The organism is Pseudomonas sp. GW704-F2, from assembly GCF_059423025.1.
Map to the genome: position 1 here is coordinate 1 of NZ_JBWKXO010000058.1, position 21809 is coordinate 21809.

The following is a 21809-nucleotide window of genomic DNA, read 5'->3' on the forward strand; positions in this document are numbered from 1 at the left end:
TCCCTGGCCCAGGACGGCTAACCCGGCGTCCTGCCGGGTTGCCCACGGATTCAAGCCTGCGTTCGGCCAGCGTGGTTAACGGGGCGCCTAAGATCAAAATCAAAAACAGAGCAACAGCAAAGCAACAGCTCGCGATACGACCGGGGTTTTCAGCGTCATCGGATGTGTAGATACCTACGCCGCGATAGCGGTAGACCAGTCGAAAATCAATCTCGACTGACCCACCGCTTCGCGGGCAAGCCCGCTCTCATATTCTGGTGCTGCGCTGTCTGTGGGATTTAGGCGCGACACTCCGCCAGGCTTTTCAATTGGCCTGAACCTGCCTGGTTGGCTTCCGACAGCCAGTGCTCAAACCCTGCCCCGATCGGCGGCCATTCCGAGTCCAGAATCGAATACCACGCCGTGTCCCGGTTCTGCCCCTTGACCACCATGTGCTGGCGGAACACCCCTTCAAAACTGAACCCCAGGCGCTCGGCGGCGTATTTGGAGCGGGCATTGCCGTTATTGCATTTCCACTCCAGGCGGCGGTAGCCCAGTTCGAAAGCATGCTTGGCCAACAGATACACGGCCTCGGTGCTTTTCGGCGAGCGCTGCATCGGCGCGCCGAAGGTGACGTGACCGATTTCGATGCGCCCGTGGGCCGGGACGATGGACATCAGGCTGAGGATGCCCTGCACATCGCCGCTGGCGCGGTCGATCACGCTGAAGAAATACGGCTCGTTGTGCTGGGCATGGTTATTCAGCCAGGCATCGAACGCGGTGCGGTCGCTGAACGGGCCATATGGCAAATAGTCCCACAGCTTGGGGTCGGCGCCGGGGCCTTCGAGGGCTTGCCACAGACCGTCGGCGTGGCGCGCCGGGTCGAGTTTTTCCAGGCGGATGAAACGCCCTTCGAGCAGTTGGACCGTGGGCGCCGGGGCACCTTGCCAGTCGGCGAGAGAGGTGGACATGCTGCGCTCCTTAAAGACCTTTGCGAAATTGGATGAAGCCAGGGCGTTCGGCGATGCGTTCGTACAGTTGGATCGCGGTGGCATTGGTCTCGTGGGTCAGCCAATGGACCTTGCAGCAGCCGTCGGCTTTGGCCGTGGCATAGACGTGTTCGATCAATTTGCGGCCCACGCCGCCGCCACGCTGGGCCGGCGCCACCAGCAGGTCTTGCAGGTAGCAGGAGTTTTCAATGCTCCAGTTGGAGCGATGGTAGATGAAGTTGACCATGCCCACCGCTTTGCCGTCCTGCCAGGCGAGCGCGGAGTGGGTCGGCTCACGGGCGTCGATCAGGTGTTGCCAGGTGCTCTGGCTGACGGCGTCTGGCAGTTCGGTGTTGTAGAACTGCAAGTACGCGTGCCACAGCGCCAGCCAGGCGGCGTGGTCGGCGGCGGTGACGGGGCGGATGTCGATCGGGCTCATTCTGGGGCTCCTTGGGGAATGAAACGGGCGAGGGTCTGGTCGCGCACGTCGAGGCTGGCGGCCAGCCCCTCGCGCACGCCCTGGATGTCGGCGGCACTGCGGTTCTGGCTGAGTTTGCGTTTGCCGATCAGACGTTCGATGGGCAAGGCGAAACCGACGATGGCCTTGAGCATGCCTTCAATGTAGTCGGCCGGGGCGTCGCTGACCTTCCAGGGCTGGGCGCGGCGGCCTTCGTGGCGGTCGGTGAGGGCGCTGACCACGCCGAGCAGGCGCTCTGCGTCGGTAAACACGTCGGCCGTGCCGTAGGCATGCACGGCCAGGTAATTCCAGGTGGGCACCACTTTGCCGTGCTCGGCCTTGCTCGGGTAAAACGCCGGGCTGACATAGGCGTCGGCCCCGGCAAAGATCACCAGCGCTTCGCCGCCGTTCTGCAGGTCGTGCCACTGCGGGTTGGCCTTGGCCATGTGGCCGTAGAGCGTACCGTTCGGGCCTTCGTTGGGGTTGAGCAGCAGTGGCAGGTGGCTGGCCAGCAGGCCGTGTTCACCCACGGTCACCACCTGCGCCAGGCGCGTGTGCTGGATCAGTTGCTGCAGTTCGGGCAAATCGTCGAGGGCAAAGGCGCGTGGTGTGTACATAAAAGTATTCCTTGGCGAATGCCTGCATCCTAGGCAGGCTAATGGTTCGTTGTAAGAGCCATCTATGACCCATTTCATGGGTCCAATTCCGGAGCCTGCCCAATGTCGTCCCTTGCGCCGCCGTTGTCGTTCAACCCTGCGGGAATCGAGCTGGATCGTCGTCAGGGGCTGACCCGCCAGCTGTACGAAGCCCTGCGCCAACGCGTGCTGGACGGGCGACTGGCCGGCGGCACGCGTTTGCCCGCCACGCGCGACCTGGCGGCGGCGTTGTCGATTTCGCGCAACAGCGTGGTGCGTGCCTACGATCAGCTGTATGCCGAGGGCTTTACGCAAAGCCGGGTCGGCGACGGGACGTATGTCGCCCAACTGCCCAGTTCAAAAAAACTATCCACAAAACTGTCCACAGGGTTTTCAACAGGCTTATCCCCAGCCTTATCCACAATCGAGCTGAAAAACGCCGATATTTCGGGCGGAAAAGTTATCCACAGCGCGGCGCTGGAGCGCCTCGAAAACAACCATTTGCCCTTGCCGCCCACGGGGCCTCCACGGGCATTTCGGGTGGGGGTTCCGGCCTTCGACCTGTTCCCTTTTGACGTCTGGGCCAAGCTGAATGCGGCTTTTTGGCGCAAGCCGGACCTCGATCAACTGTGCTATGGCAACCCGGCCGGGGACGAGCGCTTGCGCGGCCTGATCGCCGCCTACCTGCGCAGCTCGCGGGGCATGCAGTGTACGGCTGAGCAAATTGTGATCACCAGTGGCGCGCAGCAGGCAATCAGCCTTTGTGCACAGTTGCTGGTGAGCCCAGGTGATGGCGTGGCGATTGAAAATCCCGGCTACCGCGCCGCCGGTCATGCCTTCGCCCTGGCCGGTGCGCAGCTGCAAGGTGTGGCGGTGGACAGCGAGGGGATCGACTGCAGCGTGTTGAACGGCCTCGACAACTGCCGCCTGGCCTATGTCACGCCGTCCCATCAGTACCCATTGGGCGTGGTCATGAGCCTGGCCCGGCGCCTGGAGTTGCTGGCCTGGGCCGAACGCAGCGGTGGCTGGGTCGTCGAGGATGACTACGACGGCGAGTACCGTTACAGCGGCGCGCCGCTGGCCCCGCTGGCGGCCCTGGATCGCAGCGGGCGGGTGCTGTATGTGGGGACGTTCGGCAAGGTCGCGTTCCCGGCGCTGCGCCTGGGTTACCTGGTGTTGCCGCCGACGCTGGTCGACGCATTCGCCCAGCGCCGCGCCGTGGATGTGCGGCACTCGGAGGTCAGCACCCAGGCGGTGATGGCGGAGTTCATGGCGGCGGGGCACTTTCAGCGGCATATCCGGCGCATGCGTCGCGCTGCGCTCAGTCGGCGCAACGTCCTGTTGAACGGCTGGCCGGACGAGCTGCCGGGGGTCGGCAGCCTGCCGAACAGTGCGGCGGGCCTGCACCTTACCGTGCGGGTGGACAGCCTTGCCCGCGAACAACAACTGGTGGCGCAGGCCCGCGCGGTGGGCGTGGAGGTCAATGGCCTGAGCAGCTATTGGCTGGCGCAGGCCGGGCCACCGGACGATCAACGCGCCGGCCTGGTGCTGGGCTTCGCCGCAGTGCCCGAGGCGGCGATCCGCCAGGCGCTCGCGCGGTTGCGCCAGGCCTGGACCGGTCAGGCTGAGGGCTGAGGCTTGGCTTTCAGGAACAGCGAGCGGGCCAGATGCAGACCGATTTCACTGCGGTACACGGCGATGTCGCTCAAGGGTTCGAACCGGCCGCCCATCAGGCGCTGTTGGCGGTTTTTCAGGTGGGCGGCGGTGTAGGCTTCCTCCGGCCCGGTGAGGGTGGGGTAGTGAAAGTGTGCGTACCACAACGGACGGTTCGTGTTGACGTCCACCACCGCATACTCCTGCAGGAAACCCTTGTCGCGCCCCCTGAGTCGGGTGCGGGCGCCGACAGGCGGGTCTACCGTGACGGCGCCCTCGCGCAACAGCAATTCGACGTGCGCCGCCTCCGGTGGTCGGCGCTTGAGCACCTCGAGCTTGATCCGTTTGCCTTCCCGGTAAAGCTGGGTGATCGCCTCATCAAGGCGGCGGTTAGTCAACGCAGCTGACGGCGAGGCGCTTTCGGTCTGGTTGCTGGAGGTCAACGCCTCTTCGATATCCTGGTTGGCCCGTTGCAGTTTTTTGGCGTGCTGGTGGAAGCGCTCTTCGATTTCCACCGGCAGTTGCCGGGTTTCCTTCGCCCAGGCTTCCTTGTTGGCGATAAAGGCTTCGACCCCATCGACCAGCGCCTGACCGTCGCTGATGCTGTTTGCCAGGTTACGCGCCTGGCTGCGGGAAGCGGGCTTGGGCGTCAGCTCGCGTTCGACCCAAACCCCCGGCTCCTTCTCATGGAAGGTTGCAATCACTTTGCCGGTCAGGGGTTCCTTTACGTCGACCAGCGTCTTGCCGTCTTCGTCGGGGCTTTCACGCTCTTCGCCGACCACCATCCCCTTGAAGCGCGTCTTGATGTATTTTTTCTTCGCCCTGGGGACGGTGCGCGACGGGCCCGCGGTGGGCTCCATGGCTCTGCGTTCGCGAAGCAGGGTTGTCAGTTGTTTCTCTGCGAGCCGAGCGAACTCGTCCACTTGCTTGCGCAGGTTTTCCAGGTCGGGCTTGTTGAGGTCATTGGGAAACTCGGCCGGCAGATCCACCAGGTTCTGGTCAACCCTGGAAAACTGATCCATCAGGCTGTCCAGGGTTTCGATCAACTGCTCCGGCGGCACCATGTTGCGCGGTTGTGCGGCCTCTCTGAAACTTTGGACCGCCAGCTCCGCCACATCGACGATACGGCGCAAGGCTTCCCTGGCGTCGGCGCGTGTGGCCGATGCGCCTTCGGCCACGCACAGGAAGTGGCCCAGGGTAATCTTGAACGCCTTGAGATCATCAAGGGCATAAGCGGGCAGGTGCGGCTCATGCTGCTGGATCAGCCTGACCCCGCGCGCACCCAGGGCACGAGCCTCCTTGAAGCGTGCCTGAAGGTAGCCCAGGCGCTCCGCCATGGCGTGTGTCGCGGTATACATGTTGCGGTAGTGAACGGTGGGCAAGGCTTCTTCTTCAACGCCCTCGATGTCGAGGTGGCCCTGTATGGCTTCCAGTCGTTCGCGAAACGGGATCTGTTGTTCGCTGATGGCGGAGCGCGCCAGAAACAGCTGATGTTCCAGGTAGCCGACCATGGCGTCCTGATAGTTGGGCACCGTGTCGAGAATATTCAGGGATTTGAGCTGGGAAATCGGTACGTCGAATTCTTTGAGACGCGTATCCACCTGTTCGAGAAAGGTGGTTCTGGCCGCGGCTTTGGCGTCACCCGCCGTGCGGTCGATGGCGCCTTGCAAGGCTTCAAGACCGTGCTGGCGCTGGGCTTGCTCGCTGTCGAAGGTTGCCAGTTGACGGCGTAAATCGGTGATTTTCGGCGGCCTGAGGGCTTCGCCTTTTTTGCGCCGGCTGCGCAGGCCGCCTGCTCGTAGGCGCAAGCGCGTGTCGACGAACCATTGCCCCAGGCGATTGGCGATCAGCGGCGGGCCGCGCCGGCCTGGTTGACGCGGATCGATGATCAACATGGTGTCGTTTTCGTCGACCGTCACTTCAAACCATCGTGTACCCACCGGGGCGTACCAGTGTGAGGCTTTGGCATAGAGATGCTGATGGGGGCCTTCCACGGTCTGTTGCGTACCCAATTGATCGGGCTTGGCCTGCGCAAAACTGTCGAGGAACGTGCCCAGGTTCTGCGCGCTGCGGTTCAGGGCACCACTGATGTGCAGGGTGTGTTCGTGGTCGACGGGCAGCTCTGCCGTCGCGATATCCGGCTTTTGGACGACCTCTACCTTGACCTCCGGCGGCGGCAATGCGGGCGGCTTGGCGGGCTTCCCGATGGACGACTCGGGCCGATGCGCCGTGGCGACATGCGTCGTTAACACCATGCCGAGCGTCAGCAAGATATCCACCAGCGCCGAGAGCCCGGCGGAACGGTCACCGACCTCATTGGCGTCGACCATCTGTTGCAGGTCATCCATCAATTGCCAGATCCAGGTCGCGGCGCCCGCGGCGCGGCCCATGAACGGCAGCACGGTATTGAACATCAGCCACCCGGCGTGCTTGAAACTCTCCCAGCGCGCCTCGGCATTGGACACCGATTGGCGGTCGGCCAGGGTGACCAGCGCGTCGGCGTTGGCTCGGAACAGTGTGGCGAAGTCGTCGTTTGGCAGCACTTCCCGCCCCAGTTCGACGGGGCCGGTCATCACCAGTGCATTCAGCGGGTCGTTCAGCACACTGGTAAATACCCACGGCGAGGGCAGGCTGCCGGGAAACACAAATTGCGCGTAAGCCGTTCGCACCTTATCGGGCAGCCAAGCCAGGACCGATTGGCGCAATGGCGTGTCTTGTTTGATCGCGTACAGCAGATTGGTCGGTGACGGGAACTGCATCAACGGTTGGTTGGACAGCGGGCGATAGAGCAGGCAAGGACCTTTTTTCGGGTCTTGAGGGCCAATGACGAACATGTTGCCGACGACGTCGACGGCCGAGCCCAGACGGCGTTTGGGGAGCAGGGACAAGCGGCGGATGACCACCGCCGCGCCGTCGACCACACGGGCTGCGCTGTCTGGATGCATCGCCGCGCAGACATAGCGATAGCCCTGTTCGCTCAGGTCGTGGACACCTCGTACTTTGTACTGCAACGCCAGTAGCGGCAGTTGCAGGCGTAATTGAGCGGTGTAGAGACGTTGCCTTCGCAGGGACTCGGCAGCGTCGTCAAGCAGCGTGCGTTTGACCAGGGCCGGGTAGTGCATGCCGACGTTCGCCTGGGTAATCAAGTGCTCCAGGTAGGCCGCCGTCATCCAGGCGGGCGCCGCGCTGCCGTTTTCATAACCGACGGTTTTGTTGCCCAAGGGCAGGGCTATCAGGTTTTCCAGGGCCAACTCGGCGAGGGTAAAGGTTTGGGTCTGGGTGTTTCCCGGCACGATCAGGGTGCCCCAGGCTTGCACGCTGGTGACGCTGATCCGCACGCTGTCCAGCGTCGTGCGGGCCACGCCGGGGTGGTCCTTGACCATCAGTGTGTGGATCGCATCCAGGGCAAAATCGCCGATGTGCTTGATCCCGTCATCAAAGGCTTTACCCGCGTGCCGCAGGTGCAGGGCCGCGAGGTCCATCATGTAGCGCCCGTAGGTGGCCTGATCCGACGAGGACGCGGTGAGTATCCAGTCGGGCAAGGCACGATGTACCCAGCCGATTCTGTCTTGATTCAGCGGGGCGCGGGGGGCGATTTCGCTGCCTGGCTTGTCGTGCGCCATGGTCGGGATCAGCTCACCGCTGTTGAACGCGATTGCGCCGATTGCCTGAATCTGCAGGGAAATAAACGCACAGGCCTGCTGCTCGAAAAAGTCCCCTGAGGGTTGGAAGAGTCGCCAGTGGAGCTTGGTCGCCTGTGGAGTGGCCACTTGAATGCTCAGGGCGTCGCCAAGCGCTTGCAGGCTCTTGAAGGCGGCGTAACCGTCGGCGATCGAATAGCTGAGGATGATGTCGCGCTCGCCGAGGCGCCCGACCAGTACCGCCAATGCCGACAGGTTGAGGTGTTTGACCTGTGTGGCGTGTTCCAGGTCGACGTCGATCAGATAAGCCTTGGTCGCGTATTTGTCCTGGGGCAAGCGCTGGGCGTAATCCGGCGTGTGAAAAACCGCCCTGGCGACGTTGCATTCATCCTCGTCCCAACCCTCCACGCTGTCGACATTCCAGATCGCGCGCAAGGCGTTGGCAAAGGTGCGCCAGCGTGGACCGTTCGGGTGGTTGCTGGCATTCCAGAACGCGAGTTGCTGCTCTTGGTACGCGACGCACAGCAACGGTGCCAGCTCATTGATCAGGCGGCCGACGGAGTCCACCTTGACCGGCAGATGCACGTTCGGCCCGGTGGCGGATTGATAGATCAGGTAGTGCTCGCTGTCGAGCCAGGTGACAGGTGCGCCGGATGTTGCACTGCGGCACAACGCGCCGGTCAGTGTTTGAAATCGCGGGGCTCCGGGCAGGATCGCCTCGGCGGTGATCTGCCAGTGCGGCGTCACCAGAAGGGTCAGATCGGGGTCGATGTCGAGATCCGGGTACAGCTCGCGCAAGCTCGAGCGCAGGGTGGCGGCCGCGACTTCGCGCAAGGAGGGGCCGGTGGTCAGTTGAGTCAACAGGTCGTTGGCACTGGGAGGCGATGAGGGCAAGGGCGGGCTCCTGACGGGCGAGGTGAGGCGGGTTGCCGACGGCAACCCAGGACCTCGACCACGTTAGGGCGCGTGCCCGTCCGGAGGTGGTAGTTAGATAGCGGACGGCCCCTATGTCCCCGACTTGATCTTGGTCCACGCCCGCGTCCGGGCGCGCTCGGCGTCGCGGCCCAGGGGTTTGAGGGTATACAGCGTGGCCATCGCCGTCTCGGTGGGGTACAGGTTGGGGTTGTGGCGGATCGCTGGGTCAACCAGTTCCGTCGCGTCTTTGTTCGGGTTGGGGTAACCGACGAAGTCGCTGATCGGCGCGATCACCTGCGGTTGCAGCAGGTAGTTGATGAAGGTGTAGGCGTCCTGCGGGTTTTTCGCGCCTTTGGGCAGGGCGAGCATGTCGAACCAGATCGGCGCGCCTTCCTTGGGCAGGCGCATGTCCACGATCACGCCGTTCTTGGCTTCCTTGGCGCGGTTGGCGGCCTGGGAGAAGCTGCCGGAATAACCGACGGCCACGCAGATGTCACCGTTGGCGATATCGGCCATGTACTTGGAGGAGTGGAAGTAGGTGATGTACGGGCGGACTTTCATCAGCAGCGCTTCGGCTTTTTCATAGTCCTTGGGGTTGCTGCTGTTGGGGTCCAGGCCCAGGTGCTGCAGGGCCAGCGGCAGGATCTCGGACGGCGAATCGAGCAGCGCGACGCCACACTGCTTGAGCTTGCTGATGTTTTCTTCCTTGAAGATCAGGTCCCAGCTGTCCACCGGCGCATCGGCACCCAGCGCGGCCTTGACCTTGTCGGGGTTGAAGCCGATCAGGATGGTGCCGTACATGTAGGGCACGGCGAACTTGTTGCCGGGGTCGTTGGCCTCGAGCAGCTTCATCAGCTTGGGATCGAGGTGGTTCCAGTTCGGCAGTCGGCTGCGGTCCAGGGGCTGAAATACCCCGGCTTCGATCTGCTTGGCGAGGAACACGTTGGACGGCACCACCACGTCATACCCGGAGTTGCCGGTGAGCAGCTTGGCTTCCAGGGCTTCGTTGGTGTCGAAGATGTCGTATACCAGTTTGACGTCGGGGTTCTGCGCCTTGAAGTCTTCCAGCGCCTTGGGCGTGATGTAGTCGAACCAGTTGTAGACCCGCAGGGTTTTCTCTTCGGCATGGGCCGCGCCACCGAGAACGGCGGCGCAGAGGACGAGCGACTTGAGCATGTTCATTGGATGGACCCCTCAAAACCTTCTAGAACGTTGACGGCGTTGATGCCGATTTCTGCCACGGCGTAGCCGCCTTCCATCACAAACAGCGTGGGTTTGCCCAGGCGCGCGATGCGTGCGCCCATGGCCAGGTAATCCGGGCTGTCGAGCTTGAACTGCGAGATCGGGTCGTCCTTGAACGTGTCCACACCCAGCGACACGACGACGATGTCGGCGTCATAGCGCTCGATTTCCCTGCACGCCTCGTCAAGCGCCGCGCTCCAGCGCGCCCACCCGGAACCGGCCGGCAACGGGTAGTTGAAGTTGAAGCCTTCCCCGGCGCCTTCTCCCTGCTCATCGGCGTAGCCCAGGAAAAACGGGAACTCCGCCTCCGGATGCCCATGGATCGAGGTAAAGAGCACGTCGTTGCGTGCGTAGAAGATCGATTGAGTGCCATTGCCGTGGTGGTAGTCCACGTCGAGGATCGCCACCTTGCGATGGCCCTGGTCGAGAAACGCCTGGGCGGCGATGGCGGCGTTGTTGAGGTAGCAATAACCGCCCATCAAGTCGCTGGCGGCGTGGTGCCCCGGCGGGCGACACAGCGCGAACGCACAGTGGGCGCCGCGCTGGATCGCTTGCTGTGCGGTCAACGCGACCTGGGCGGCGCTGTAGGCCGCTTGCCAGGTGCCGGCGGTAATCGGTGCGCCGCCGTCGAAGCTGTAGTAACCGAGCTGGCCGTGCAGGCTGGTGGGCAGCACGCGGCGCAAGGTGCGGGCGGGCCAGGTGTAGGGCAACAGGTCGCCGTCCTCGCCGAATGCGGTCCAGCGTTGCCAGGCACCTTTGAAGAAGTCCAGATAGTCGCGGCTGTGGACACGTTGCAGCGGCGCCAGGCCAAAGTCCTGCGGGGCAAGGACCGGGCCCAGCCCACGGGCTTTGACCCGTTGCAGTACGTGGTCGGCGCGCGAGGGCATTTCGAAGCAGGGCATCAGTTGCCCGTCCATCAGTTCACAGCGGCCGTGGTGCAGGTGGTGATCGTCCGAGTAGATCGTCAGCATTTTGTTGTTCTCCGCAGGCGGTATCGGTGCCTGCAGTCTTGCGGGCGGGGCGCTTTATGAGAACGACAGGAGCGGCCAAAAGGGGATAAATCGGGCCAAATTGTGTGTCCGCAATTCGCCCATCAATGGGGCGTCATGCACGAAATTGGCTCGGCGCCACGCCGCTCCAGCGCACAAAGGCATGCCGGAAGCTGGCGGTTTCGCTGAAACCCAGTTGCTCGGCGATGCGGTAGATCGGCAGTTCATCCGCCGCCAGCCATTGTTTGGCGCGTTCGAAGCGCAGTTCGTCGAGCAGTTCCTGATAACTGCACCCCAGGTCGTGCAAGTGGCGGCGCAGGGTGCGCGGCGAGCAGTTCATCTGTGCGGCCAGGCCTTCGATCCCCGGCGCGGCGCCGAGTTGGCTGGTGAGCAACTGGCGGATTCTGCCCAGCCACGCCTGGCGGCCGGTGAACTCCAGGTTCTGTTTGCGGCACCGCTCGGCCATGGCCTGGTGCGTGACGGCGTCGGCCAGGGGCAGGGGTTGGTCCAGCCAGCGCTTGTCGAAGGCGAAGGCGTTGGTGCCGGCGTCGAACTGCAGCGGGCAGGCGAAACACTCGCTGTAGCGCGCGCGATAATCCGGCGCGCTGTATTCAAAGCGCGCGCCAAGCAGCGCCAGCGGCTGGCCGAGCAGGTCGTCGCAGATCACCTTCAGCGAGGCCAGGCACAGTTCGACGTTGAACATCTGCATGGCCGGGGTTTCGCGATAGTCAGCGGCGGTAAACCAGATGCGCTCGCCGTCCGCCTCCAGGCTCAGCTTGAAAAGTGTTCCCAGCAGCGCCGGATAACGCAGCGCCAGGCGCAAAGCGTCACCGAAGGTGGCACTCGTCAGCAGCGCGTAACCGAGCATGCCGTAGGCCGATACATGCATCTGGCGGCCCAGCGCCAGGCCGACATCCCGGCGCAGGGCCACGGCATTGGCGCATACGCGCATTTCCTGATTGGTGGTAATACGCGTGTCGGCGCGGCTCAAGTCCGCCGCACAGATGCCGCTGCCCGCGAGCAAGGCCTCGCTGGGCAGCCCTTGGGCCTTGAAGGTGTCGAGCACCAGCGACACCGCGTTGAGGGTGGTGAGATGAGCGTGCAGCATCGACGGCTCCAACGTGTCAGGTACGGTGAAAGAGCAAGTTGTGTGCCGTCGGCCGTGTGTCAGGCCAGGTTGAAAAACAGCGTACTGGCCTGACTCTCGTTGATCTCGCTGCGGTGGAATGCCACGCGTTGTGCGCTGCTCAGGTCTTTGGTGGTGTCGGCTGCCGCGCCCAGGCTGTGTTCCTGCGGTGTCTTGAGGCGCGCGTTGATAAACGCCCTGGGCGTGGTCCAGTCGGTCGAGTAGTGGAAGTGTGCATACCACAGCACCTTATGAGTGCTGCGGTCGGTGATGGTGTATTCGTCCAGGTAATCCGGCCGGGTGGATTTGATGCGTCGGCGGCTGATGGTTTTTTTGATGCTTATCGCGTTGCGGGCCTTCAACCATTGCACGCCGGAGGGTGTCGGCGGGTGCTGTTGGGTCATCCTCAGCACATTGTCTACGGATTGTTGATAGAGGGCTGTGGTGGCGTCGCTGAGGGTCTTTTTGACGGTGCTGGCCAGGGCCACGTCGCCTTGCGCGAGGTTCTTCTGGCTCAGGGCTTGCTCGATACTGCGCGTGGCTTGCTCCAGACGCTGGGCGTGTTGATGGTACAAGTATTCGATGCCGATGGGCGTGCGTTGGGCTTGGCTGGCCAGGCCGGTGATCCGTTGTTTGAAGTCCGGTAGGCCGTCGAGCAGGTTCTGGCCGGCGTCCACGCTGGTTTGCAGGTCGATGGGCGTGTTCACCGTTTGTTCGCTCCTGGCCCGTTGCACCCAAAAGCCGTCCGGTTTCTCGTGAAACGTGGCCACCACGGTGTTGGACAGGGGCGAGCGAACATCCACCAGCCCGGTGTCCAGGCCTGTGGCGGACAATTGCGGCTCACCGACGACCATGCCGTGGTAACGGGTGCGGATGAATTTTTTCTGCGGGTGTGGCGGGACGGGCGGCGGGCTGGGGGTGGCTCTCAGCGCGGTGCGTCGGTCGGCCATTTGCGCAAGATGGGTGCTGGCGCGTTTGGTGTACTCGCCGAGTTGCTCGCGCAGGCGGGTCAACGGTTCCGTCAGGGAGACGCTGGGGAATTCCGTGGGAAAGTCCTGCAGGCGCTCGCCCAGCACCGTGAACTGTTCGATCAGGCTGCTCAGGGTCTCGATCTGTTCGTCGATGCGCTTGTCACTGCGCTCGCGCAGGGTGTCGCGCAGGGCCTGGATGGCGATGTCGCAGGCGTCGACAATATGGTCGATGGCGGCCCATGCCAGTGGTGCGCTGAGGGTGGTGGTTTCGCGCAGGCACAGGTTGCGGGCCAAGGTGACTTGCAACGCCTTGAGGTCGCCGCTGCTGTAGGCAGGCAGCAGGCTTTTGGTGTTCTTGATCAGGCGCAGGCCTTCGCCGGGCAGGTCACGCAGTTCGTTGAACCGCGTTTCGAAGTAGTCCAGGCGCTCGATCATGCCGTGCAGTATTGCGTTCATTTGCAGTGCGTCGGGGATGTTGCGCACGCGTGCGTCGGCGGCCTGCTTCGCGATGTGGTCGAGGATTGTGCGGAGTTTGGGCGTAAAGGCCTTGAGCACTTCGTTGAGCCCGGCCCAGCTCAGGCTCAACTGAACCTTGAGATACCCCACGGCGCTGTGCAGGTAGTCCGGCGTTGGGGCAAGTACATTCAATTCTTTCAGGTTTTTCAGGGCGGTCTCGTAGTCTGTGCGTTGGGCCTCCAGTTGATCGAGGTAAGCCCTTTGCGCGGCCTGGGTCGAGGTGGGCGGCGCGTCAACCAGTGCCTGATAAGTCTTTTCCAGGGTGTCCTGGGCAGTCTTTTTCTGTTGCTCGAAGGCGGTGATCTGCCTGCGCAGTTGGCTGGCCTGGCGTTCGGCTTGCGCCCGGGCTTTGCGCTCCCGGCTTCTTGAACCGCCGCCACGCAGGCGCAGCCGGGTGTCGATGAACCACTCGCCCTTGAGATTGCCGATCAGAAAGGGACCGTTGCGCGCGGGTTGTTGGGGATCGGTGATCTGCACTTCGTCATTCTCATCCACCGTCACTTCGAACCAGCGTTCGCCGACCTGTGCGTACCATTTATCGAGCAGCGGGTAGAGGTGGCGATGGGGGCCGATGCGCGATGAGGCTTTGTTGCGCACCTTCGGCTTTTCGACCTTGAAACTGTCCAGCAGGCTGCCCAGGTCGCTGGGGCTGCGGTTGATCGCGGCCAGGGTGTGCAGTGCATGCGGGTGATTGCCTGGCAGCTCAACTGCCGAAAGGTTGGCCAATTGTTTGACTGTCACGGGCTTGGCGATCACCTCGGGCCTGGCGGCAGGTTTCGGTGCCGGCTCGTCCTTGCTCAAGGCGGGGGCTGACGGCGCGTCGCGGCTGGCGATGTGCAGGGTCAACACCATGCCCAGGTTGAGCAACAGCCCGGCGAGGGCGGACCATTCGGCCGGTTTGTCCTTCTGCTGTTGCGCGTCGACGACCGCTTGCACCTGATCCAGGATCTGCCAGATCCAGGCGGCGGTGTTCACGGTGCGGCCCAGGAACGGCAGGGCTGCGTTGAATATCAGCCAGCCCGCCTGCTTGAGCGAGGCCCAGCGACTTTCGGCATTCGACGCCGACTGACGGTCGGCCAGCGTGATCAGCGCGTTGGCATTGGCCTTGAACAGTTCGTCGGGCAGCTCGCCGCTGAGCGCTTGCATGCCCAGGTCCATGGGCCCGCTCATCATCACGAGTTTGACCGGGTCCACCAGCAACGTCACGACTGCCCAGGGCGAGGGCAGTTCGCCAGGGAATGCGTAGCGTGCGTAGTCGTCGCGCACGTTGTCCGGCAGCCAGGCCAGGACCGAGTCGCGCAGGTGGCGTGATTGGCGGATCGCATACAGCAGGTCGGCCGGTGACGGATATTGCAGCAGTGGTAATTCCGCCATCGGGCGATACAACAGGCAGGGCCCGGCGTTCGTGTCCTGGGGGCCAATCACAAACATGTTGCTCACCACGTCTTGCGTGTCGGCGCTGCGGTTTTTCGGCAGGAAGGCCAGGGGACGAAGAACGATGGCTTGCCCGTCGACCTGACGGTCCGCTGCCTCTGGCGCCAGCACGGCAGCGACGTAGCGATACCCCAGTTCGTCGATCCCGGCGTGTCGGCTCATCTTGTATTGCAAGGCTTGCAGCGGCAGTTGGATGCGCAAATGGCTGCTGTACAGGGCGCGTCGGCGGCTGGATTCGAGCGGGTTGTCGAGCAACTTGCTTTTGGCCAGGGCCGGGTAGTGTTGGCCGACGTCCACCTTGCGGATCAGCGTTTCGATGTATGCCACGGTCAGCCACGCCGGCACGGTGCTGCTGTTGCGCAAGCGCACGCTTTTGTCGCCGAGGGGCAGGCCGATCAGGTTTTGCAGGGCCAGGTCGGCCAGGCTGAAGGTGGTGGTGTCGACCTTGCCCGGCAGGGTGAAACTGCCCCACACAATCGGGCTGCGTACCTGAATCTCGATGTTCTCCAGGCGCAGGTTCGCCGCGTCGGTGTGGTCCTTGAGCATTTCGGCGCGCAGTCTGTCGAGCGCGTAGGTCTGGATGTGCGGGATGTCATCGTCGTAGGACTTGCCCGCGTTGAGGCTGTGCAGCGCGGCGAGGTCTTTCAGGTAGCGTGCGTAGAGACTCAGGTCGGTGGTGGAGGCGGACGTCAGCCAGGACGGGAGTGCGTCGAGGTAGGGTTTGAGGTCGGATTGCTTTTCGCCGACCAGCTCTTGGGTGGCCGGTGGCAGGTTGAGTGAGGATTCGCTGGGGGCGGTGCGCCGCAGTTGCTGAGTGTCGAGCTGCCCGATGAACGCAAGCTGTTGGGCAATCAGCGTGCAAGCCTGGTGATCGAAAAAATGCCCGGTGGGTTCGAACAGTCGCCATTGGATGTCAGTGGGTGCATGGCGACCTACGTAGCCGGGCAAGCTCTGGCCCAGTTGCTCCAGCGTGGCGAATTTCTCGTAACCGTTGAACAGGGAGTACGTGAGGATAAGCGTCTCGCCGTCGTGGTTGCCGATCAGTACGGCAATCGACAGCAGGCCCAGGTGGGTGACGGTCGCGCCGTCGATCTGATCGACGTCCACCAGGTAGGCGCGGCAGGCGAATGCATCGTCGCTCTGGCGGCGTGTCAGTTCCGGCGCGGCGTACAGCGTGCGGGCCATGGCGCAGTCCTGTTCGTCCCAGCCGTCGACGCGGGTCACGTTCCACACCGAGCGCAGCGTGCTGGACAAGGCTTGCCAGTGGGGGCCGGAGGTGCCGTTGCTGGAGTTCCAGAACGCCACTTGTTGTTCCTGGTAGGCGGTGAGCATCACCGGTGCCAGCAGGTTGATCAGGGTGGCGATCTGCGTGATGCGTACCGGCAGGTGCGCGGTGGGTTGCTGGTTTTTCGGCTGGATAAGGTAGTGCGCGCCTTCGATGTAGAGCGCGGGTTCACCTGAGATGGCCTGATTGGTGAGGATGTCAGTGAGGGTTTGGTGCGCGGTGGGGCCGGCGACGATTTCATCGTCGACAATGCCCCATGTCGGTGTGCCGACCATGGCGATGTCCGGGTCGATGCCCAGGTCCGGGTAGAGTTCTTGCAACGAGCGGCGTAACAGCGTGCTGGCGGCTTCCCGGAAGGCGGGGCCGACGCAGAGTTGGGTGACCAGCGTATCGGAGGGGTTGTAACGAAGGGTGGAGGTTTGTTGGCTCATGGGTTCCTGCCTTGCCATTTCATGGACGCTGCCGGAAGAACAGCTTCGGCATGCTAGAAAGCGGCAAGGCAGGGAGGAGGCTAACTATATAGTTGGCCGAGGGTTTTTACGCGGGTTCGGCTGTACGATTCAGGCCAGTTCACCGCACAGATCGAGTTCCACCAGGCGCCGGATGGTCTGGGTGTCGAGCCCGGCGCCGAGCAGCGCGTTGAGTTTGCCGAACGCGGCTTCACGGGTCATGCCACCACCGGACAGCACGCCCACTGCACGCAAACGGCTGCCGGCTTCGTACACGTCCAGTTCCACGCCGCCCTCATGGCATTGGGTGATCGCGACCACGACCACGCCTTGCGCCTGCGCGCGCTGGAGGCTGGCGAGGAACTCGGGGTTATCGCTGGGCCCGGTGCCGCTGCCGAAGCATTCCAGGATCAGCGCCTGCAGGCCGCTGCCGATCAAACCGTCCAGTTGAGGCGCGCCGATACCCGGCACCAACGGCAGCACGCCGACATTGGCCAGGGCCTTGGGCTGACGGTAGTCCAGCGCTGCAGGAATCGACGCGGCGCGGGCCACGCCGCCCTGGCGTTGCAACGCGGCGAACGGGTGACGCCCGAAGCTGCGGACTTTCGCGCAGCGTGTCGGCGCCATCAGCGTGCCGTGGAAGTACAACTGCACACCCGGCGCCAGGCCTTGGCCCAGGGCCAGCAGCGCACCGCTGACGTTTTCCCAGGCATCGCTGTCGGGTACGCCGGCCGGGAGCATGGAGCCGGTGAACAGCACCGGCGCCGGCAGGCCCAACAGTTGGAAGCTCATGGCGGCTGCGCTGTAGGCCAAGGTGTCGGTGCCGTGCAGGATCAGCACCGCGTCGCAACCGTCGTCCACGGCTTCGACCACGGCAGTGCGCAGGCGCTGCCAGTAGGCCGGGGTCATGTTGGCGCTGTCGATCAGCGGCGACATTTCCCGGAAGCGCCATGTAGGCACTGGCTGGTTGGCGAGCTGTTCGCGCATGCGGGCTTCGAAACCGGATGCGGGGGTCAGGCCGTTGGCACTGGCTTGCATGCCGATGGTGCCGCCGGTGTAGAGCACCATGACGTTGTTAGCTGCTTGCATCGAAAATCTCCTGAACGAAAAACGCCGCCAAGCCCAGAGCATGCCCAAGGCCAGGCGGCGTGTCATCTGCGCTTAGCGTTGCGACAGTGCGATCGATTCAGCAGGCGCTTTAGCGGCAGGCTCCGGTTTCACCGGGTTGGCCGGCCAGGCCTTGCGGTCCAGGTCCAGGTCGGGGAACTGGCTGGAGTCGAACACCGGGGTTTTGATCCCCGCTGCACGCTGGTTGTCGTAGTCATTCAGGATACGCATGGCGATCTTGAACAGGAACGCCAGGGCGAACAGGTTGACGAACGCGAGCATCGTCATGGTGATGTCGGCGAAGGCGAACACGGTGCTCAGGTTCTCGATCGAACCCCAGAAAATCAGCACCAGCACCAACGCGCGGTAGCCCATCAGCACCTTGCGGTTGTTGCCGACCAGGAAGCGCAGGTTGCTCTCGCCGAGGTAGTAGTTGTACATGATCGAGGTGAACACGAACAACGCCAGGGCCACCGAGATGAACATCCGGCCCCAGTCGCCGACCACGGCCGCCAGGGAGTTCTGGGTCAGGGCAATGCCGTCGCCTTCAAAGCCCGGGGTGTAGAAACCGGAGAGCAGGATCAGCAAGGCGGTGCAGGTGCAGATCACGAAAGTATCGAGGAACACGCTGAACGCTTGCACCACGCCTTGGGCGATCGGATGTTCCACCGACGCGACCGCCGCCACGTTAGGCGCACTGCCCAAACCGGCTTCGTTGGCGAATACGCCGCGCTTCACACCCATGATGATCGCACTGCCCACCAGGCCGCCGAAGGCCTGGTCGAGGCCGAACGCGCTCTTGACGATGGTCGCGAGCATGGCCGGCACATGGTCGAATTGCAGCACGATCACGTAGAGGGTCACGGCGATGTAGACCAGGGTCTTGACCGGCACCAGCAGGTCGGCGATCGAGGCGATCCGCTTGATCCCGCCGATGAACACCAGGCCCAGCAATGCCGCCAGGGCCAGGCCGGTGTAGGTGGTGTCGAGGCCGAAGGCGTTGTTCAGCGAATGCGTCACGGCATGGGCTTGCAGGCCGTTGAAGGCAAAACCGAAAGTCACCAGCAGCAGGAACGCCATCACCATGCCCAGCCAGCGCTTGTGCAGGCCGTGCTGGATGTAATAAGCCGGGCCGCCGCGGAAGGTGCCTTCGGCGTCGGTGCGCTTGTACAACTGGCCCAGGGAGCACTCGATAAAGCTCGAGGACATGCCCACCAACGCGGTGACCCACATCCAGAACACGGCACCGGGGCCGCCCAGAGTCACGGCAATGCCGACACCGGCGATGTTACCGGCACCGACGCGGCCGGCCAGGCTGAGCATCAGCGCCTGGAACGAACTGAGCTGGTCGGAGCTGTTTTTCAGGCTGTCGCGAAACACCGAAAACATGTGGAAAAAGTGACGCAACTGAACGAAACGCGAGCGGATCGTGAAATAACCGCCGAGCCCGACAATGAGCACGATCAGTACTTTCCCTGAGAGGAAGTCGTTGATGACTTCGAGCATGGAGTGTTCCTCGCTGATTTTTCTAATGGCAAACGCAGGACGGTTCGACGCTGTCACTTGGCACCAGGCAGTGCGCGACGGTTCGACCGGATCCTTTTGCGGGTGTTGTTATTCATGCGTTTTCGCGTGTGTCCGGGCCTCGTTACCGATGGCCGCTGGCGCGAAGAGGGGCGGCACTATACCTAGGCGAACGTGATCCGTCTGCCTGGGCTGATTAAAGGTTTCAGCCAGGGCGTGGCGGGCAGGGGCGATATTGGAATTTTTATGGGCGTCATTTCACAACCTTGAGACAAAAAAAGGGCCTGAAGAACGAGCCTTCAGGCCCTCAAAAGGTGAGAGGTGTCTAGTCCCTCAACCTGGTGAGCGGTGCAACAAACGCTTAGGCCTTCAGCGGGACCAAACGTGGAGCAATCATGTTTTCGGGGCGCAGGATGTCGTCGAGCATGGCGTCGTCGAGCAAGCCTTCTTCGCGCACCAGCTCCAGCACGCCGCGGCCGCTTTCGAGGGCGATACGCGCGATGCGGGTGGCGTTTTCATAGCCGATGTACGGGTTCAGCGCGGTGACCAGGCCGATGGAGTGCTCCACCAGCTCACGGCAGCGGGCTTCGTTGGCGGTGATGCCGACGATGCAGTGCTCGCGCAGCATGTCCATGGCCCGTTGCAGCAGGCGGATCGAGTCGAAGATCTTGAAGGCGATCAGCGGTTCCATCACGTTCAACTGCAGTTGGCCGCCTTCGGCTGCCATGGTCAGGGCCAGGTCGTTGCCGATCACTTGGAAGGCCACTTGGTTGACGGCTTCCGGGATCACCGGGTTGACCTTGCCGGGCATGATCGAGCTGCCAGGCTGGCGGGCCGGCAGGTTGATCTCGTTGATGCCGGTACGTGGGCCGCTGGACAGCAGGCGCAGGTCGTTGCAGATCTTCGACAGCTTCACCGCGGTACGCTTGAGCATGCCGGAGAACAATACGAAGGCGCCCATGTCGGAGGTGGCTTCGATCAAGTCCGCCGCCGGCACCAGTGGCTGGCCGCTGATGGTGGCCAGGCGTTGTACGGCCAGGGCCTGGTAGCGCGGGTCGGCGTTGATGCCGGTGCCGATGGCGGTGCCGCCCAGGTTCACTTCGGTCAACAGCTCCGGCGCCAGGGTTTTCAGGCGGGCCAGGTCTTCGTTGAGGGTGGTGGCAAAGGCGCGGAATTCCTGGCCGAGGGTCATCGGCACGGCGTCTTGCAACTGGGTGCGGCCCATTTTCAGTACATGGTTGAACTCGACACCCTTGGCGGCGAACGCCTGGATCAGGCTGTCGAGGCTGGCCAGCAGCGCGTCATGGCCCAACAGCAGACCCAGGCGGATCGCGGTCGGGTAGGCGTCGTTGGTCGACTGCGCCATGTTCACGTCGTTGTTCGGGTGCAGGTACTGGTACTCGCCCTTGTTGTGGCCCATGGCCTCCAACGCGATGTTGGCGATGACTTCGTTGGCATTCATGTTGGTTGAAGTGCCAGCGCCGCCTTGAATCATGTCCACCACGAATTCTTCGTGGAAGTCGCCGCGGATCAGGCGGGCACAGGCTTCGCTGATTGCAGCGTGCTTGGCTTCGCTGAGCTGGCCCAACTCGCGGTTGGCGTCAGCGGCGGCTTGCTTGACCATTGCCAGGCCGACCACCAATTTCGGGTAATGCGAAATCGGAACGCCCGAGAGGCGGAAGTTATTCACCGCTCGCAGGGTCTGGATGCCGTAATACGCTTGAGCAGGTACTTCGAGTACGCCAAGCAGGTCTTTTTCTGTGCGGAATGATGCAGCGGAGGACATGACGGAAATCATCTCGATATGGACCCGGAACTGGCCGGAACGCTGTGAATGCTAGGCTTGTGGAAGTTTTTGGGCCAATGCTGTTAAACACTGGCCTATGCACAAACGGCATAATAGGCGTGTGACCCGGCTATCATGGCGGGCGTGTGTGCCAAAATGGTGCATACCCGTGGGAGGAACTGATGAACCTTGAGAGCAAATGGCTGGAAGACTTCAGCGCCCTGGCGGCGACGCGCAGCTTTTCCCAGGCTGCTGAGCGGCGCTTTGTCACCCAGCCGGCGTTCAGTCGACGTATCCGCAGCCTCGAAGCCGCGCTGGGCCTGACCCTGGTCAACCGCTCGCGCACGCCGGTGGAATTGACGGCCGCGGGGCAGTTGTTCCTGGTGACCGCGCGCACGGTGGTCGAGCAGCTCGGTGAAGTACTGCGCCATTTGCACCATCTGGAAGGCGGGCAGGGCGAAGTCATGCAAGTGGCGGCGGCCCACTCCCTGGCGCTGGGCTTCTTCCCGCGCTGGATCGCGCAGTTGCGCAACGAAGGCCTGAACATTGCCACCCGGCTGGTCGCCACCAACGTCGGTGATGCCGTGCATGCCCTGCGCGAAGGCGGCTGCGATTTGATGCTGGCGTTCTACGACCCCGACGCGGCGATGCAGATGGACCCGGAGATCTTCCCGTCACTGCACCTGGGCAATACCGAAATGCTCCCGGTGTGCGCCGCCGATGCCGAGGGCAAGCCACTGTTCGACCTGGAAGGTGAAGGCAGTGTGCCGCTGCTGGCCTACAGCGCCGGGGCATTTCTGGGGCGTTCGGTGAACCTGCTGTTGCGCCAACGTGCCCTGCGCTTCACCACGGTTTACGAAACCGCGATGGCCGACAGCCTCAAAAGCATGGCCCTGGAAGGCCTGGGCATCGCTTGGGTGCCGCAACTGAGCGTGCGTGCCGAGTTGGCCCGGGGTGAGCTGGTGGTCTGCGGCGGTCCGCAGTGGCATGTGCCGTTGGAGATTCGTTTGTACCGCTGTGCCTTGGTGCGAAAGGCAAACGTGCGGTTGTTGTGGCGCAAGCTGGAAGGTGGAGCCGCGCAGAATACGTGAGTCCAACACCGCTTAACTGT

13 protein-coding genes are annotated in these 21809 nt (G+C 63.2%); 2 read left to right on the forward strand and 11 right to left on the reverse strand.

Annotated elements, in window-relative coordinates; genetic code table 11:
• Positions 1–278: 278 nt before the first annotated feature.
• Genes AC07W0_RS28545 through AC07W0_RS28555 form a run of 3 tightly spaced genes read right to left on the reverse strand, consistent with a single transcriptional unit; the run spans position 279 to position 2042 of the window.
• Entirely contained in the window at positions 279–950 is a 672-nt protein-coding gene (locus AC07W0_RS28545; RefSeq protein ID WP_017850023.1) for a GNAT family N-acetyltransferase, read from the reverse strand.
• A 10-nt stretch (positions 951–960) separates the two neighbouring features.
• Positions 961–1407: a GNAT family N-acetyltransferase gene (locus AC07W0_RS28550; RefSeq protein WP_102618763.1), complete on the reverse strand. Its 447-nt coding sequence runs from the start codon at positions 1405–1407 to the stop codon at positions 961–963.
• Entirely contained in the window at positions 1404–2042 is a 639-nt protein-coding gene (locus tag AC07W0_RS28555; RefSeq protein ID WP_017850021.1) for an FMN-binding negative transcriptional regulator, read from the reverse strand. Before AC07W0_RS28555 ends, AC07W0_RS28550 begins: the two co-directional genes overlap by 4 nt.
• 102 nt (positions 2043–2144) lie before the next feature.
• Between AC07W0_RS28555 and pdxR the strand changes: the two genes are divergently transcribed.
• Positions 2145–3695, forward strand: coding sequence for a MocR-like pyridoxine biosynthesis transcription factor PdxR (gene pdxR / locus AC07W0_RS28560; RefSeq protein WP_102618762.1), 1551 nt, complete (start codon positions 2145–2147; stop codon positions 3693–3695).
• On the opposite strand, the gene AC07W0_RS28565 is transcribed toward pdxR, so the two are convergent.
• The 8 genes from AC07W0_RS28565 to aspA all read right to left on the reverse strand — a co-directional run bounded on the left by AC07W0_RS28565 (position 3680) and on the right by aspA (position 20698).
• A complete protein-coding gene (locus AC07W0_RS28565; protein ID WP_102618761.1) occupies positions 3680–8248 on the reverse strand; it encodes a dermonecrotic toxin domain-containing protein in 4569 nt (1522 codons plus the stop codon). The genes pdxR and AC07W0_RS28565 overlap by 16 nt on opposite strands.
• Before the next feature lie 111 nt (positions 8249–8359).
• Entirely contained in the window at positions 8360–9451 is a 1092-nt protein-coding gene (locus AC07W0_RS28570; RefSeq protein ID WP_102618760.1) for a polyamine ABC transporter substrate-binding protein, read from the reverse strand.
• Entirely contained in the window at positions 9448–10482 is a 1035-nt protein-coding gene (locus AC07W0_RS28575; RefSeq protein WP_102618759.1) for a histone deacetylase family protein, read from the reverse strand. The genes AC07W0_RS28570 and AC07W0_RS28575 overlap by 4 nt, the downstream gene beginning before the upstream one ends.
• Positions 10483–10615: 133 nt before the next feature.
• A complete protein-coding gene (locus tag AC07W0_RS28580) occupies positions 10616–11608 on the reverse strand; it encodes an AraC family transcriptional regulator (protein ID WP_017850016.1) in 993 nt (330 codons plus the stop codon).
• A 59-nt stretch (positions 11609–11667) separates the two neighbouring features.
• Positions 11668–16263: a dermonecrotic toxin domain-containing protein gene (locus AC07W0_RS28585; RefSeq protein ID WP_102618758.1), complete on the reverse strand. Its 4596-nt coding sequence runs from the start codon at positions 16261–16263 to the stop codon at positions 11668–11670.
• Positions 16264–16392: 129 nt separating this feature from the next.
• Positions 16393–17370: an asparaginase gene (locus AC07W0_RS28590; RefSeq protein ID WP_102618757.1), complete on the reverse strand. Its 978-nt coding sequence runs from the start codon at positions 17368–17370 to the stop codon at positions 16393–16395.
• Between the two features lie 72 nt (positions 17371–17442).
• Positions 17443–18894, reverse strand: coding sequence for an alanine/glycine:cation symporter family protein (locus AC07W0_RS28595; RefSeq protein ID WP_102618756.1), 1452 nt, complete (start codon positions 18892–18894; stop codon positions 17443–17445).
• Between the two features lie 379 nt (positions 18895–19273).
• The gene (gene aspA, locus AC07W0_RS28600) at positions 19274–20698 is read right to left on the reverse strand and encodes an aspartate ammonia-lyase (RefSeq protein ID WP_017850012.1); all 1425 of its coding nucleotides are present in this window, start codon (positions 20696–20698) and stop codon (positions 19274–19276) included.
• Between the two features lie 182 nt (positions 20699–20880).
• Here aspA and AC07W0_RS28605 point away from each other — a divergent pair, with 182 nt between their 5' ends.
• Entirely contained in the window at positions 20881–21789 is a 909-nt protein-coding gene (locus tag AC07W0_RS28605) for a LysR substrate-binding domain-containing protein (protein ID WP_017850011.1), read from the forward strand.
• The last annotated feature ends 20 nt before the right edge of the window (positions 21790–21809 follow it).